Origin of the sequence: Picosynechococcus sp. PCC 8807, assembly GCF_001693295.1 — a bacterium.
In the GTDB taxonomy this organism is placed as follows: domain Bacteria; phylum Cyanobacteriota; class Cyanobacteriia; order Cyanobacteriales; family MRBY01; genus MRBY01.
In genome coordinates, this window is the sequence record NZ_CP016483.1 from 736,716 (window position 1) to 750,814 (window position 14,099).

The following is a 14,099-nucleotide window of genomic DNA, read 5'->3' on the forward strand; positions in this document are numbered from 1 at the left end:
TCGAGCCTATTTCTCCACTGCCCGGATATCAATCACGCTGCCATTGAAATCGTAATTAAACCCCTCAAGGCGCAGGGTATGGCCAATTTTGACCTTGTTGTTGCCAAAAACATAGCCATTATCTGTTTTCTGGGCTTCGCTGGTTAACACAATCCGAAAATCCCCAATATTCTGCACCTCAGGACGGGGATCATTCAACGGTAAAACAGAGCCGTCCGGCTGGGGCACAGGGGTTGTCCGGGGTAAAAGCTCAATGGACTTAATGCCGACATTGGCAAAGGGTTGATTGCGGATCACGATGGAGGTAGTTTCAGACCCTTGAAATTCTGCCACAAAGGTCTCTGGGGACTTCACACTCAGGCCCCGCACCAGGACTTCCACCTCGATCGCTTCCATGGCTGACCCAATTTGGGCCACGGAACCCGAACGACCGGGGAGGAAAAAAATACCAAAAATTACGCCGAGAATGATCAGAAGCGCCCCCAGATCGAGGATGCTCACTTTGCCGAAAAGACGCCCTTTTGAATCCAACAGAGCCATATGTTTGTGGAAATACACTAAAAGTTTTTTTAACCCTCCACATTATAGGGGAGGTGGCCGCCGTCCCCCGATAAATTCGCCCTTAACCGTCTTGGGAAGGGGACATCGGCAGCGGCGATCGCCCAACTTCCGGAGAGGCTTGTCTCTGTATTTGAGGCCGTCGTCTGGACTGTTGATAGAGTCGGTAAAGGGCATAGGTAAATAGAGAAGGCCCCACCAAAGCACAAAGCACAATGACTCCATAAATCCAGAGGGGTAACACGGACGGTTCTCCCCCAGAGGAATTCGTCTGAGCATTAGTCTCGGCGGGTGGCGGCGTTGTTGTTGCCGGAGGGGCGTCCGCACCACTGACCTTTTGGGATGATGGGGATTCCGTTTCCTCCAAAACCCGCGCCGCTGTCTGGGCTGGCAATTGTCCCAAAAGACTATCCACCACCGGAATCGGCACCCGAGGATTGACCAGGGTTGCGAAGCCCACACTTGTGAGGGTTAACATCGCCAAGCAACTACCACCCAGGAAATAAGCGCGACCATGGTGGGTTTTAATGAGTTGTTTAAAGGTGATCAGGCGAGGCGGTTGTTTTTTCGGGGAAGTAGAAGCCATCGGCGGTGACAAAATTTAAAGATTAGTAGCCTTTAGGCCAAGGGGATTAAAACAAGGTAATCGCTGGTAACTTCAGCATAACGAACTGGATTTAGGACGGGGAGGTTTGTGATTTTGGGTGGGCATCAACGGGATTCAAGATTCCCCTATGTTGCTCTAAATGATGGGCAACCTTACCTAGAAGTTCCTCCAAAGAGACCGGGTGATAAATAATGTCATCACAAGCTAACCGCGAATGCTCATCTTGCTGATTTTGAAAGATATCGGCGGTAATCACGATGAGTTTTGGGTCTTCGGTTAGGGGGACTGTTTGGAGCTGTTGTTGGATATTGCTCAAGATCTCCGCACCATCGACGGAGGCCAGTTTCAGGTCAACCAAAATTAGGTCTGGTGTCCATTGTTGCCATGGGTGATTGGAGATTGCTTCCATGGCGATCGCCTGGGTTTCGATACCAGCCCTGGCCAGTCGCTGACAGAGTAATTCCCGCTGCTCGACTTGATCCTTGAGGAGCAAAATTTTGGGCGATCGCCCCGTGTGTTCTCCAAAAGCCTGAATTGAAATGTCTGCTTGATCTTTTTCTGGCGAAGCGAGGGAGAGCTCAAACCAAAAGCAACTACCCTGATTTTCTGCCGTTGTTACCTGGATCTCTCCCCCCATGAGCTGTACCAACTGCTGACTGATGGCGAGACCCAGGCCTGTGCCTTGGCGTGAACGGATTCCTGTGCTGGTTTGCTGAAAAACCTGAAATAATTTGTTCTGCTCATGTTCTGGGATGCCAGGCCCCGTATCAATTACGGCAAAGTGTAAGTTCTGTTGGTGGGCATCATAGGTAATTTTGAGGGTAACGCGACCCACCTCAGTAAATTTAATGGCATTACTCAAGAGATTGATTAAGACTTGCTTGAGCTTTTTTTCATCGAGGTAAATCACCTCCGGTACATTGGCATCACGCTCAAAGATCAGTTCTAGTTGCTTTTGTTTCGCCGCAAGGACAACAAAATCGTAGATAACATTGAGAGCTTCAACGAGATTAAAGGCTTCTCGAAGGACGCTGGTCTCCCCGGCCTCAATTTTTGAGAGGGAGAGAATATCGTTGATCAGGTTCAGCAGGTGCTGGGCACTCTGGGTAATGATGTCGAGGGATTCGAGTTGATCGGCAGTGAGGTTAGTATCCCCCGTGAGTAGCTCCGTAAACCCCAAAATAGCGCTGAGGGGTGTGCGGAGTTCATGGCTCATATTGGCCAAAAATTGACTTTTTGCTTGGTTTGCCTTTTCTGCTTCTTCCTTGGCTGCCTGTAGGGTTTCTAGGAGTTTGGCCTGTTGGAGGGCCACACCCAGTTGGGTGGCGATCTGCCGCAGCATTTCGATTTCCTCGGTAAGCCAGGTGCGGGGGGCGTTGTTTTGGTAGATGCCGAGGAGTCCCCAAAGGCGATCGCCTAGAAAAATCGGTAGGGTGATATAGGCTTTGGCTTGGAAGTTTTCGAGGAGCTCGATGTAGCAGGGAGGAAACCCGGCTTTGTAAATATCATGGACCGCCCGGTAGGTATTGCCTTGGCGATAAATGCCCCCCTGGGTTTCCTGGAGATAGGTATCTTCTACCCAGCCCGGTAGCTCACTTTCAAAAACTTTGACAATACAACGGTCATCACGCACTGCGGAATATTTTAGGAGTTCACGCTGTCGCGCACTGGCGTCATTCATCAGCGATCGCCATTGGGGAGACATGGCCTCAGCCACAAAGTGACCACTCCAGTCGGGGTTAAACTTGTAGATCACCACCCGGTCACAATGCAGGGCATCATGGATTTCTTTAGTCGTGCTCTGAAAAATTTCGTTGAGGTTGAGGGTACGACGAATCCGATTGATCACGACGCGAAGAATTCTTTGGCGGGTGATTGTCCGTTGCAGTTGCTCGGTTTGGTTTGACCACAGGGCTTGGAGATGTTTGTGGTTAAGTTGTTGTTGGACACGTTTTTGTAATTCGGTGCTGGTGCAGGGCAATAGCAACACATCATCGGCCCCAAACGAGAAAGCTTCGGCCCGGGTTTGGGCATGGATATCCGTGGTGGTAATAATCAGGGGGATATCGCGGCTGTGCAGATCACTTTTGAGCTGGGCAAACAGTTTGCGCTCCGGACGGGACACAAAATCGAGGTTCACAATGATCAGTTCTGGATGATTGGCGATCGCCAAAGCCGACAGATGGGCGGCGCTGGGGGCAACCTGCACTGCGGCAATACCCCGGAGGGTCTCCAGGAAAAATTCAAGGAAATGGGCTTGGTGCTCACCGACTAAAATCATGACAAAATTGCAAACCTCAGGGCAGGAGATAATGGGAAGAAAAATCAGACCGCTCCTCTCCAAAGAGCAGATGCAGATCAAAATTTCAGGCCGCACGCTGAAACCACGGGACAAAAAGTTCCCCGGTAGCTCAGCCAGAAAAATAATCGAGATTAAGGGCTGGGGTTGTCTCTTCCAGTGGGTTGGCACGGGGGGATCTGGGCGGCAATAATGCCCACCATCAACCACCAGAGGGTATTGACCTGGGGACGATACCAAACGGTATCAAAGAGGCCCTGGATCAACAGTCCTGTCATCGCGGCGATCGCCCCAACTAACCATAGTCCTTCTATTTTATGCTGGGACTGAAAGTCTTTAAGGCTTTGTAAAGCTTGGCTAAAGATATTGATCAGCAGCCACACAAATGTGGTCAAACCCAGTAAACCAGTTTCCACAGCGGTCTCCAGAAAAATTGAATAGGCACTCAGGGCCGAAAAACGACTTTCCATATACTGGGGGTACACCGCATTAAAGGCATCATGGCCTGGCCCAATCCCCAGCAGGGGGCGATCGCCAATCATCCGCAGCACCGCCAACCACACATTAATCCGGAAATTATTACTACTATCGCCCCGCCAGGAAAAAATACTCAGCAACCGTAGGCGAATGGCATCAACGCCCAATACCGCAATGAGTAGTAACCCCGCCCCAAAGCCGAAACACAAGGGCAGCAACCATTTACGCCAAAAAGGACTGAGGCGATCGCCATACCAACTGTAGAGTAATAATCCCCCCACAACGGCCGCTCCCACCATCGCCAGCCAGCCCCCCCGACTATCGGTAAAAAATAGGCAAGCTGCATTGGTTACAAACATGACCGCTGCTAAAGTTTTCTGGATCTTGGTGCGCCAAATCAGCATCGCTACACCACTAAAGGCGATCGCCCCCAGGAGATAACCCGCCAAAAGATTCGGGTTGCCGAGGTAACTGTAAACCCTAGTATCGTTGGCAAACTCCGACAAGGGATCATTCCAGGTGGCCAACTGTTCTACCCCAAAAAATTCCTGACGAATGCCGTAGCCGCTCACCACCAGGGACACCATTAAATACACCCAAATGACCGCCGCGAGAATTTTGGGCGATCGCAAGACCCGCGCACAAAACGCAAAGAAAATCAGATATAGCAACAACTGCACCAACCCAGACAGGGCCGCCCCCTTAACTGGCGACAAGACCGTGGCGATCGCCGCGATGCCCCCATATAGCGCAACCAAAAGATGAATTCCTGTCACTTGTCCCAGGGGCAGATCAGACAAACTTAGCAAAATCCAATAACCCGCACAGGCCAACAGCAAAAATCCGATTAAGGTTGTCGAGACAAAGGGCGCTGCCACCAACAATACACAGAGAATCATTGCCCCCAGGGGTTCTGCCCACTGCAATAGCCAACTGCCGCCCCGCCAGCCCTGCAAAAGTCCAAACACCCGGTAACTGACACTGGCCCGTAACCAAGGCTCAAAGGGAAAGCGCAAAAAGAGAATCTGCTGCCACACTGCCGCCATGAACCATCAACCTCAGTATTGTGTAACTGTTCATTGTAAAAGAGATTTAGCCGTCGTCGTTCCCATACAACTCATCGAGGGATTGCTTTTCGTATAGATCTTTTAAATTTTGGTGCCGTTCCCGCCGGGAAGTCCGTCGATATTTTTTGGTCGCTAGTTTCGGTTCGTGGATTTGTTTGCCCGCCGCTGTAATTTTGATCTTGAGGTGATCTTCTTCATCCCGTTGCTGCTGCTGGGCTTCACGGTAGGCGATCGCCTCTTCGAGAAATTTTTCATAGATCTCATAGCGTTCCCAATCCCGTCCCACCGCGCAGTTGGGTTCCTGCAGGTGTAGGCAATCCTTAAACTGGCAATTTTCTTGTTTGAGTTGGGCACGAATCTCTGGGAAATATCCCCCCAACGCCTGGGGCAGCACCGACCAATCTGGCTGATTAAACCCAGGACTATCAGCCAAAAGTCCCCCCTGGGGCAGCGGAAATAATTCCACATGGCGGGTGGTGTGTCGTCCCCGCTGCAATTTGCCTGAAACTTCGCCCACCCGTAGCTCTACCTGGGGAATTAAGCGGTTGATCAGACTTGATTTTCCCACCCCCGAAGGCCCAGCCACCACGGTGATTTTATCCTTAAGACTGGCTTCTAGGGCGGCAATGCCAGCATCCTGGAGCACACTAAAAAAGACAGCCCGATAGCCCCATTCCTGTAAGCGTTCAGCCCAGGTATGTTGTTCTTTTTTAGAGAGTAAATCTTGTTTATTGAGACCCAATAATAACGGCAACCCCGTTGATTCTGCTTTGATTAAGAAGCGACTCAGTTGCCAGGGATCAAGGGATGGTTCCGCTAGGGCAAACACCAGTAAGAGTTGGTCGGCATTGGCTACAGGGGGTCGATCTAAAACGGTGCGGCGGGATAAAACCTGGGCGATCGCTCCCCGTCTATCTTGAAAATCAACTTCTTCAACGATGACCTGGTCTCCCACCATGACCCGTTGACCAATTTTTTTTAAGCGGGCTCGCCTTGTACAGAGCAAATGTCCTGCCCCAGCTTGGAGTTGCACATGGTAAAAGTTTGCCTGAACCGCCGTTACGGTTCCCTGGTAGTTCTCTGGGACTAAGCCACCACTCATGTCGCCGGACAACGTACCCATAATACGTAGTGGCCCTCCGGTTGGGCGATCGCCTTTTCTACCAAATACCCTTCCATCGTCAAACTATCGGGCACTTGCTCCATGGGTTCCCCCGCATCGAGCCACACTTCGAGCAAGGTATTGGCGGCCATTTTCTTGAGTTGTAACTTTGTGCGCACAAAATTAATCGGGCAGGGAGTCCCCCGTAAATCTAACCGTGCGTCTGCCTCTAATGCTTGCGGATTGCTCATTTGTTATGGAATAGGTTCCCCAATAACCCTTCAAAACCACCTTTGCTGTGTTCGGTTCCCTTTAATTTCGCCAGTTGGTGCAACAGTTCTTTTTCTTCTCGACTTACTTTCGTTGGAATCACGACTTTTACCGTGATTAGATGATCACCACGGCTCACTGGATTACCCAGTTTAGGCACCCCTTTTCCTTCCAACGTAAGCACTTTATTGGGCTGTAAACCAGCCGGAATCGTCAAATCTTCTGTACCATCAACGGTTTTAACCTTTACCGTATCCCCAAGAATTGCCTGGAGATAGCTAATTTCAATTTCCGAGAGGATATTAGTACCGTCGCGACGAAACTCTTTATCCGCATTGACGGCTAGGTAAACGTAAAGATCCCCAGGGGGGCCACCTTTAACGCCAGCATCACCTTCCCGCGATACCCGCAGTCGTGTGCCACTATCAACCCCGGCAGGAATCGTGATTTTGAGCTTTTTCGTTTCTTGTTTGCGACCAGCACCACCACAGGATTCACACTTCTCGGCGATCACTTGCCCTTCCCCATTACAGGTCGGACAGACGGAAACTTGAGCAAAACTACCGAAGGGGGTCCGGGTCGCCCGCCGCACTTGGCCAGTGCCATTACAAGTGCCGCAGGTATTTGCCGAAGTACCAGCCTTTGCTCCAGAGCCACTGCACGTTTTACAGGTCTCTAGGTGGGGAATACGGATTTCCTTTTCGCCCCCAAAAATCGCTTCTTTAAAGTCGAGCTTTAGGTCTAGGCGGAGATCATCGCCCCGCATCGGCCCACTGCGTCGGCGGCCGCCCCCGGTGGCACCAGTGCCCATACCACCAAACCCGCTGAAAATGGTCTCAAAAATATCAGCAAAGCCGCCCATGTCGCCATAGTCAGCGCCAGCAGCACCAGCCCCAGAGACACCAGCTTCACCAAAGCGATCATAGCGGGCCCGGGTTTCTGGTTCCGAGAGGACTTCGTAGGCACGGTTAATTTCTTTAAATTTTTCTTCGGCCCCAGGGTCTTTATTCACATCTGGGTGATATTGACGAGCTAGACGACGATAAGCCCGCTTGAGTTCATCTTTCCCACAATCACGGGAGACACCAAGAATTTCGTAAAAGTCGCCTGCCATAAACCTTTTCTAATAACGAGCACAATCTAGCCTTTACCAATCTTAACTTGAACTGGGAAAACCTGAAAAGTGTTATGGGGAATAGATGTGTTATCTGGGTCAAGGTTTAGCCATAACTCAATCAATCAATGGTTTCATAATCCCCAGTAATATTGCCTTCGCCATTTTCGATGACAACACCAGCTTCGGTGGGAAATTCAATCAAATCATCGTCGGCAGTGGTTGGCACAGGGGTCACTGAGATGGGGCGATAGATCGGTGTATCGCCTTCGCGGTCATAGAGTTTTGAGCCAATGGCCAGGAGTGCTGTCTTAAAGTCTTCGAGTAGACGGCGAATTTCTGCGGTCGAGAAGGAACGGTCGGTAAAGGATTGTTCTAAAACAGCGCGTTTTTGGATTAGTTGGGTTTTAACTTTATTGGTTAACAATTCGCTATTTTCTCGCAGGGTGGCATCAAGGCTGTAGAAAAGGCTATCGGCTTGGTTTTGGAGGTCAACTACTTGGAGGCGTTGGCGGTCTTGTTCGGCGTATTTTGCGGCTTCGGCGCGCATTGCTTCGATTTCAGCAGGGTCAAGGCCACCGGTATTGGTGATTTTAATGCCCTGTTCTTTGCCGGTACCGCGATCCTGGGCGGACACTTGCAAAATACCGTTGACATCGATTTCGAAGCTAACTTCAATTTGAGGCAAGCCCCGGGGAGCAGGGGGAATCCCTGTGAGCAGAAATTTTCCTAGACTTTTATTGTCTTTTGCGAGGGCGCGCTCACCTTGCAGAACATGGATTTCTACAGAAGTTTGGCCGTCGGTGGCGGTGGAAAAAACTTGGGAATTGTTGGTTGGGAGGGTGGTGTTGCGGTCAATGATTTTGGTAAAGACTTCGCCGAGGGTTTCGATGCCGAGGGAAATGGGGGTGACATCAAGGAGGAGAACGTCTTTCACTTCACCATTGAGGACCCCGGCTTGGATTGCAGCCCCAATGGCGATCGCCTCGTCAGGATTTACAGAACGATCAATTTGTTTGCCATGGAAAAAACCTTGAATCGCCTGCTGGACTGCGGGGATGCGCGTGGAACCCCCCACCAAAATAATCCGATCAATATTATCGACCGTTAATTCTGCATCTTTTAGGGCTTGTTCTACAGGGCGGAGGGTTGCCTCAATGTAATCTTTAACTAATTCCTCAAACTTCGAGCGACTCAAATCAATTTCAAAGTGCTTAGGGCCAGTGTCATCGGCCGTGATAAACGGCAAATTAATGGATGTCGTAATGGTGCTAGACAACTCAATCTTGGCCTTTTCTGCCGCTTCCCGGAGCCGTTGGAGGGCCATCTTATCGCTACTTAGATCAATGCCTTCGAGTTGCTGAAACCGTTCAACCATCCATTCCACAATGGCGTTGTCGAAATCATCACCACCCAGTTGATTGTTTCCAGAGGTCGCCTTGACCTCAAACACCCCGTCTCCCAACTGCAGGATGGAAACATCGAAGGTGCCGCCCCCAAGGTCAAACACGAGGATAAATTGTTCTTGGTCTTGTTTGTCTAGGCCATAGGCAAGGGCCGCAGCGGTCGGTTCATTGATAATTCGCAGCACTTCAAGACCGGCGATCGTTCCGGCATCTTTGGTGGCTTGACGTTGGGCATCGGTAAAATAGGCTGGCACGGTGATGACAGCTTGAAAAACTTCCTCCCCTAAAAATGCCTCTGCATCGGCCTTGAGCTTTTGGAGCACCATGGCTGAAATTTCTTGGGGCGTAAAAACCTGTTTCCGCACCGCGACATCAACGGTATCGTCCTTTCCTTTAACACATTTGTAAGGAACCCGACGGCGTTCTTGTTCCGTATCATCCCAGCGACGGCCAATGAACCGCTTAATACTATAGACTGTGTTTTCGGCATTGGTTACGCTCTGGCGTTTTGCCAATTGACCCACGAGACGAATATCGCTTTTGCCAAAACCGACAATACTTGGCGTAGTCCGTGCCCCTTCTGCGTTGGTAATGACAAGGGGATTACCGCCCTCAAGGACGGAAACACAGCTATTGGTAGTGCCAAGATCGATGCCAATTACTTTGCCCATGGTTCGCGGCCGAAAGACGATAAGGATTTTTTCAATACTACTGAAGATTTTGTCTGGGGCCAGGAACTACAACAGTTTATGTCTATAGGCCCCATCGCAAAAATTGGGTTTAACCCTTAACTTTCATTGGTGCTGGTTTCACCGCTGGAGGGTTCCTCGGGCGCGGCGGCAACCTTAACCATGGCATGGCGTAACACCATGTCCCCTAAAAGATAGCCACGCACGACCTGCTCAATCACAGTGCCTTCTGGGTGCTCACTGGTGGGTTCTTGGAAGATCGCCTCGTGGAAATTGGGATCAAATTCTTCTCCTTCTGGACGCATGGCAGAGACACCAATTTTCTTCAATCCATCGACAAGTTGTTTATAAACCCCTTGATAGCTTTTGTGGATTGTCATTTCGCCATCGGTGGAGGGCTTGATCTGCAATCTGGCCCGCTCAAAGTTATCAACGGCGCCCAAGATTTCATTGACGGTATTGCACTTAATCCGCAGTTCCATTTCTTCTTTTTCTTTGCTGGTGCGCTTGCGGAAATTTTCAAAATCGGCAGCGATCCGCATATATTGGCTTTTGAAATTTTCGGTTTGTTGACTTTGGGTACTGAGCTGTTGGCGCAGGGTACTGACCTCCTGCTGGAGAGCGGCAATGACAGCTTCTAGTTCGGCACCATCGAGGGGCGTGTCATCGACCTCCTGGTCAGGGGCTTGATCTGCGGTATCGGTGTTTGTTTCTCCTTGAGCTTCGATCGTTGTGGCATCCTCCCCAAGGTTAGACTCGATGGTTGTCTCGGGGGCCTCGTCGGAAACAGACTCGGGCGTGCTTCCTGGATCAATTGGGCTATCAAGATTTTTCGCGTCTTCTACCATGGTTGCTTGAACTAGTTGTTTTAGGATTGGCTATTGGGTTATATCGATGTTTTTAGTCGTTTCTATCCTAGTAGTGATGGTGGGCGATCGCCTAACCTAGAGTAAAAACATCAAATATAGGTCTTTTAACATTACCAAATGTAACATTGTCCCCTATGGATCCCGTCTTTCCCAGGTAAAAAGAATAAAACTTCAAGCAACCGCTATATTAGGAGGAAACAACCCTGGCATCGTAACCGACACAGACAGTTGCCATTATTAAGCCCCGACCGATCCCCTTGATCCCAAAAAGCAGATTCTTTCTGCTACATTCAGCATTGAACTACGAATCATCATATTGCCAACAACTATCCCGCTTTTCTTTTTTGCCTAGTCTGCCGTCATTTGCCAATGCTGTCTGGTTTTTCCTATGACCCACTCTTCCCTTCCCAAACGGACAAGAGCCCTTGCCCTCCGCAATGATTTCTCTCCTTTCGGCAACAAGCTCATTCAACAGGGAGTTGTAGACCATCAACAGATGGAAAAAGCCCTCGTTGAAACCCGGCGTAGTGGACGCCCCCTCACGGCCATTGTCGAAGAACTAACCGGGAAAGCCCTGTCCCCTGAGCTAGTCCGACAGTACAAAAAGCATCATCTCTTTGAACTGAAGATCCTCTACGGTCTCAATTCCATTGACCCAGAAGTTCAAAAAATTGACATCGATCAGATGGGCGAGTTGATCAATTCCTTCGTGCCCGTAGAATTATGTCGCCGCCATCGTCTCCTCCCGATCCGGCGGGTTCAAGATGAAGTGATTGTGGCGATGGTAGAGCCCGATAACCTAGCCGCCCAAGATGATTTAAACCGTCTTTTTCGCCTGCAAAATCTGACGTTACGGCGCATCGTGATCACAGAAGATGACTATCGTCAGGTTCTAGATGGCTATTTAGAACAGCAAGTCCAGATTCAAATCCAACAGCAGGAACAAGCAGCCAAGGCCGCCGAAGCAGCGGAACTGAGAAAAGCAGTTGATATCGAAGATCTTGATCTCGGTGTAGCCGGGGAATTAGACGAGCAGGAAGAAGAAAGCGCCGACCTGATGAATGAAAATCAGGCTAGCTCGGCCCCGGTGATCAAACTCGTCAATAAAGTGCTGCTCAAAGCCCTCCAGGAAGGGGCCTCAGATATTCACATCGAACCCCAAGAAAATGATCTGCGGATTCGTTTCCGTAAAGATGGGGTTCTGCAATATGCTTTTGATCCGCTGCCCAAACGGATTGTGCCGGCGGTAACGGCCCGGTTTAAAATTATGGCGGACCTAGACATTGCGGAACGTCGTTCGCCTCAGGATGGTCGGATTCGGCGGATGTTTAAGGGGCGCAAGGTGGACTTTCGGGTCAATAGCCTACCCAGTCGCTACGGCGAAAAAATCGTTTTACGGATTCTCGATAATTCTTCAACCCAGTTGGGCTTGGATTTGTTAATTACCAACCAAAATATTCTGGGGCAGGTGCGGGAAATGGCCCAGCGGCCATTTGGTCTAATTTTGGTGACAGGGCCAACAGGCTCAGGAAAATCAACAACTTTGTATTCAATTCTGGCGGAGCGCAACGAGCCGGGCATCAACATCAGTACCGCAGAAGACCCCATTGAATATACTTTGCCGGGCATTACCCAGGTGCAGGTCATCCGGGAGAAGGGAATGGATTTTGCGTCAATTTTGCGGGCATTTTTGCGGCAGGATCCAGATGTCATTCTTGTGGGGGAAACCCGGGATAAGGAAACGGCAAAAACAGCCATTGAAGCGGCTTTAACGGGGCACTTGGTACTAACGACTCTCCACACCAATGATGCTCCAGGGGCGATCGCCCGTCTAGATGAGATGGGAGTTGAACCCTTTATGATTTCCGGGTCACTCCTGGGAGTTCTGGCCCAGCGCTTGATGCGACGGGTTTGTGGGGAATGCCGCATCCCCTATCAGCCCACAGTGGAAGAGCTGGCACGCTACGGCCTTTCCAGTAATGATCGCCATCCTTTAACGGTGTACCGGGCCAATACCCTGACGCCAGAGCAAATCCAAATGGCCAAAGAAGCCGGCAGTCTCTGTCCTAAATGTGGCGGCGGCGGCTACAAAGGCCGGGTGGGGGTCTATGAGTTTATGCAAAATAGTGAAGAAATTGAACGGTTGATTAATACCGGGGCCACCACGGACATGATTAAAGAAGTGGCAGTGCAAGAGGGCATGTTGAGTATCTTGGCCTACAGTTTGGAGTTGGTCAAAGAAGGCCATACGACCTTTGAGGAGGTAGACCGTGTTACCTTTACTGATTCTGGCCTTGAGGCAGAACTAAAGGCGAAACGAAAGACGGGCTTGGTTTGTGACACCTGTAATGCTGAGTTGCAGCCGGATTGGCTAGATTGTCCCTACTGTATGACGCCCCGCTTTAGTTAAGACTCTTCACTCTCTGTTCCCTGGCGATCGCCTTTTGGGCAGAATAATGGCAGCGACAATCTTTCACCCCAACTTTTTTCTTTTCCTATCGCAGGCGATCGCCCAAGGAGTAACAAGCTAATGGATTACATGATCGAAGACCTCATGGAGCAACTCGTAGAAATGGGCGGCTCCGATATGCACATCCAGGCCGGTGCCCCCGTTTATTTCCGAGTCAGTGGGAAACTTGGCCCCATTAATGACGAGCCCCTCTCCGCCCAAGATGCCCAAAAGCTCATCTTCAGTATGCTCAACAACACCCAACGCAAAGACCTAGAACAAAATTGGGAACTAGACTGTTCCTATGGCGTAAAAGGACTCGCGCGCTTCCGGGTCAATGTCTACAAAGAACGGGGCTGTTATGCTGCTTGCCTGCGGGCCCTGTCCTCGAAAATTCCCAACTTTGATCAACTCGGTTTACCCGATATTGTGCGGGAAATGGCCGAACGCCCCCGGGGCTTAGTCCTCGTTACGGGCCAAACGGGTTCCGGGAAAACCACCACCATGGCTGCGATGTTGGACTTAATCAACCGCACCCGTGCCGAACATATCCTCACCGTCGAAGACCCCATTGAATACGTTTTCCCAAACCACAAAAGCCTCTTCCACCAACGGCAAAAGGGAGAAGACACCAAAAGCTTTGCCAATGCGCTCCGGGCCGCGCTCCGGGAAGATCCAGACATCATCCTCGTCGGGGAAATGCGAGACCTCGAAACTATCTCCTTGGCTATCTCCGCCGCTGAAACCGGGCACCTCGTCTTCGGGACGCTCCACACCAACTCCGCCGCCAGCACCATCGACCGGATGTTAGACGTGTTCCCGCCGATCCAACAGCCCCAAATTCGGGCGATGCTCTCCAACTCTCTCTTGGCTGTTTTTAGTCAATGTCTAGTGAAAAAAGCGAATCCGAAACCCGGTGAATTCGGGCGCTCTATGGCCCAAGAAATTATGGTTGTCACCCCGGCGATCGCCAACCTGATTCGTGAAGGAAAAAGCGCCCAGGTCTACTCAGCAATCCAAACGGGGATGAAGCTCGGCATGCAAACCATGGAGCAAGCCCTGGCGGGTTTAGTGGCCACAGGCACCGTTACCTTTGAAGAAGCCCTGTCGAAGAGTGGTAAACCCGATGAACTACAACGACTCGTTGGGGGAGCCTTGGGGGCTAGCCCAACCGCAAAACGTCGCTAAATAA

The 14,099-nt window shown here is 50.6% G+C and carries 11 protein-coding genes; 2 read left to right on the plus strand and 9 right to left on the minus strand.

Features of this window, described 5'->3' with window-relative positions; genetic code table 11:
* Positions 1-6: 6 nt before the first annotated feature.
* The 9 genes from AWQ24_RS03555 to grpE form a co-directional block, all read right to left on the minus strand.
* Positions 7-540, minus strand: coding sequence for a DUF4330 domain-containing protein (locus AWQ24_RS03555; RefSeq protein WP_062432590.1), 534 nt, complete (start codon positions 538-540; stop codon positions 7-9).
* Positions 541-622: 82 nt separating this feature from the next.
* Positions 623-1,144 carry a hypothetical protein gene (locus AWQ24_RS03560; protein WP_065716029.1) on the minus strand — a complete coding sequence of 174 codons (522 nt, stop codon included), beginning with the start codon at positions 1,142-1,144 and terminating at the stop codon, positions 623-625.
* A 91-nt stretch (positions 1,145-1,235) separates the two neighbouring features.
* On the minus strand, positions 1,236-3,446 hold the full coding sequence (locus AWQ24_RS03565; RefSeq protein ID WP_065716030.1) for an ATP-binding protein: 2,211 nt from the start codon (positions 3,444-3,446) through the stop codon (positions 1,236-1,238).
* Positions 3,447-3,598: 152 nt separating this feature from the next.
* Complete coding sequence (locus tag AWQ24_RS03570) at positions 3,599-4,987, minus strand: IctB family putative bicarbonate transporter (RefSeq protein WP_065716031.1); 1,389 nt, start codon at positions 4,985-4,987, stop codon at positions 3,599-3,601.
* 46 nt (positions 4,988-5,033) lie between these two features.
* Positions 5,034-6,131, minus strand: a complete 1,098-nt coding sequence (gene rsgA, locus AWQ24_RS03575) for a small ribosomal subunit biogenesis GTPase RsgA (protein WP_065716032.1) — start codon at positions 6,129-6,131, stop codon at positions 5,034-5,036.
* Positions 6,107-6,361, minus strand: a complete 255-nt coding sequence (locus AWQ24_RS03580; protein ID WP_062432624.1) for a sulfurtransferase TusA family protein — start codon at positions 6,359-6,361, stop codon at positions 6,107-6,109. Before AWQ24_RS03580 ends, rsgA begins: the two co-directional genes overlap by 25 nt.
* The gene (gene dnaJ / locus AWQ24_RS03585) at positions 6,358-7,494 is read right to left on the minus strand and encodes a molecular chaperone DnaJ (protein ID WP_065710208.1); all 1,137 of its coding nucleotides are present in this window, start codon (positions 7,492-7,494) and stop codon (positions 6,358-6,360) included. Before dnaJ ends, AWQ24_RS03580 begins: the two co-directional genes overlap by 4 nt.
* Before the next feature lie 121 nt (positions 7,495-7,615).
* A complete protein-coding gene (dnaK, locus tag AWQ24_RS03590) occupies positions 7,616-9,571 on the minus strand; it encodes a molecular chaperone DnaK (protein ID WP_065716033.1) in 1,956 nt (651 codons plus the stop codon).
* A 116-nt stretch (positions 9,572-9,687) separates the two neighbouring features.
* Entirely contained in the window at positions 9,688-10,437 is a 750-nt protein-coding gene (grpE, locus tag AWQ24_RS03595; RefSeq protein WP_065716034.1) for a nucleotide exchange factor GrpE, read from the minus strand.
* A 409-nt stretch (positions 10,438-10,846) separates the two neighbouring features.
* Here grpE and AWQ24_RS03600 point away from each other — a divergent pair, with 409 nt between their 5' ends.
* Together AWQ24_RS03600 and AWQ24_RS03605 are read left to right on the plus strand one after the other, a co-directional pair.
* Positions 10,847-12,868, plus strand: coding sequence for a GspE/PulE family protein (locus AWQ24_RS03600; RefSeq protein WP_065716035.1), 2,022 nt, complete (start codon positions 10,847-10,849; stop codon positions 12,866-12,868).
* A 120-nt stretch (positions 12,869-12,988) separates the two neighbouring features.
* Positions 12,989-14,095 carry a type IV pilus twitching motility protein PilT gene (locus AWQ24_RS03605; protein ID WP_012306326.1) on the plus strand — a complete coding sequence of 369 codons (1,107 nt, stop codon included), beginning with the start codon at positions 12,989-12,991 and terminating at the stop codon, positions 14,093-14,095.
* The last annotated feature ends 4 nt before the right edge of the window (positions 14,096-14,099 follow it).

Coding starts and splice junctions, on each gene's coding strand:
- AWQ24_RS03555 (WP_062432590.1), bottom strand. CDS start 540: ATGGCTCTGTTGGATTCAAAAGGGCGTCTTTTCGGCAAAGTGAGCATC.
- AWQ24_RS03560 (WP_065716029.1), bottom strand. CDS start 1,144: ATGGCTTCTACTTCCCCGAAAAAACAACCGCCTCGCCTGATCACCTTT.
- AWQ24_RS03565 (WP_065716030.1), bottom strand. CDS start 3,446: ATGATTTTAGTCGGTGAGCACCAAGCCCATTTCCTTGAATTTTTCCTG.
- AWQ24_RS03570 (WP_065716031.1), bottom strand. CDS start 4,987: ATGGCGGCAGTGTGGCAGCAGATTCTCTTTTTGCGCTTTCCCTTTGAG.
- rsgA (WP_065716032.1), bottom strand. CDS start 6,131: ATGGGTACGTTGTCCGGCGACATGAGTGGTGGCTTAGTCCCAGAGAAC.
- AWQ24_RS03580 (WP_062432624.1), bottom strand. CDS start 6,361: ATGAGCAATCCGCAAGCATTAGAGGCAGACGCACGGTTAGATTTACGG.
- dnaJ (WP_065710208.1), bottom strand. CDS start 7,494: ATGGCAGGCGACTTTTACGAAATTCTTGGTGTCTCCCGTGATTGTGGG.
- dnaK (WP_065716033.1), bottom strand. CDS start 9,571: ATGGGCAAAGTAATTGGCATCGATCTTGGCACTACCAATAGCTGTGTT.
- grpE (WP_065716034.1), bottom strand. CDS start 10,437: ATGGTAGAAGACGCGAAAAATCTTGATAGCCCAATTGATCCAGGAAGC.
- AWQ24_RS03600 (WP_065716035.1), top strand. CDS start 10,847: ATGACCCACTCTTCCCTTCCCAAACGGACAAGAGCCCTTGCCCTCCGC.
- AWQ24_RS03605 (WP_012306326.1), top strand. CDS start 12,989: ATGGATTACATGATCGAAGACCTCATGGAGCAACTCGTAGAAATGGGC.